We start from the raw sequence: 1316 nt of genomic DNA on the forward strand, positions 1-1316 counted from the left end.
GCGCTGCACCTGCGTATTGCGCCGCCTCCGACCCTCTGCTATCACCGCGCCGATTTCGCCGGGGAGGCAGGGGTTAACCTGCGGCAGAATCACTCGCTTCCGCCCGCGGGGGGCCTGGGACAGAGACGGAAAGGGTGCCGGTGGCCAGTTCAGCGACATTGACCTCCGGCGTAGCGGGCCGCTACGCGACCGCGCTCTTCGAGATCGCCCGGGACGGAAAGCTGCTGGACGAGGTCGAACGCGACCTCCGCGAGATCGAGACCATCCACGCCACCAGCGCGGACTTCCGCCAGATCCTCGCCTCTCCGATCCACACCCGCGAGGAACAGGGCAGGGCCATCGCGGCCATCGCCGCGGCCATGGGCCTCGGGTCGACCGTCACCAACACGCTCGGCCTCATGGCGCAGAACCGCCGGCTCTTCGTCCTGCCGGATCTCATCGCCCAGGTGCGGGCGCTCATCGCCGCCGAGCGCGGCGAGGTGACCGCCGAGGTTACCTCGGCCAGCCCGCTGACCGAGGCGCAGGCCAAGGAGCTGGCCGCGACGCTGAAGAAGACCGTGGGCAAGGACGTCAAGATCAACGCCACCGTGGACGAGAGCCTGATCGGCGGCCTGGTGGTCAAGGTGGGCTCGCGCATGATCGACACCTCGATCCGCGCCAAGCTCGCCCATCTGCAGAACATGATGAAAGAGGTCGGATAATGGCGATCCAAGCCGCTGAGATTTCCGCGATCCTGAAGGAGCAGATCAAGAACTTCGGCCAGGAGGCGGAGGTCGCGGAAGTCGGACGGGTCCTCTCCGTCGGCGACGGCATCGCCCGCGTGCACGGCCTCGACAACGTCCAGGCCGGCGAGATGGTCGAGTTCCCCGGCGGCATCCGCGGCATGACGCTGAACCTCGAGACCGACAACGTCGGCATCGTGATCTTCGGCACCGACCGCGACATCGGCGAGGGCGACGTCGTCAAGCGCACCCGCTCGATCGTGGACGTGCCGGTCGGCAAGGGCCTGCTAGGCCGCGTGGTCGACGCCCTCGGCGACCCGATCGACGGCAAGGGCCCGATCCAGGCCGCCGAGCGCCGCATCGCCGACGTGAAGGCCCCGGGCATCATCCCGCGCAAGTCGGTGCACGAGCCGATGGCGCCCGATCGCCACGACGATGACGCGCAAGGTCGAGTCCGAAGCGCCGGGCATCATCGTCCGCCAGCCCGTCGGCGAGCCGCTGCAGACCGGCATCAAGGCCATCGACGCCATGATCCCGATCGGCCGCGGCCAGCGCGAGCTCATCATCGGCGACCGCCAGACCGGCAAGACCGCC

1 protein-coding gene and 1 pseudogene are annotated in these 1316 nt (G+C 68.9%); both read left to right on the plus strand.

The window, feature by feature from the left end; translation table 11 throughout:
* Positions 1 to 140: 140 nt before the first annotated feature.
* Positions 141 to 701: a F0F1 ATP synthase subunit delta gene (locus Q0112_RS13185; RefSeq protein WP_297976011.1), complete on the plus strand. Its 561-nt coding sequence runs from the start codon at positions 141 to 143 to the stop codon at positions 699 to 701.
* Positions 701 to 1316 (plus strand): annotated as a pseudogene (locus Q0112_RS13190) (hypothetical protein); the annotation flags it as partial. The gene Q0112_RS13185 and the pseudogene Q0112_RS13190, both read left to right, overlap by 1 nt.

The organism is uncultured Amaricoccus sp., assembly GCF_937858865.1.
Lineage (GTDB): Bacteria > Pseudomonadota > Alphaproteobacteria > Rhodobacterales > Rhodobacteraceae > Amaricoccus.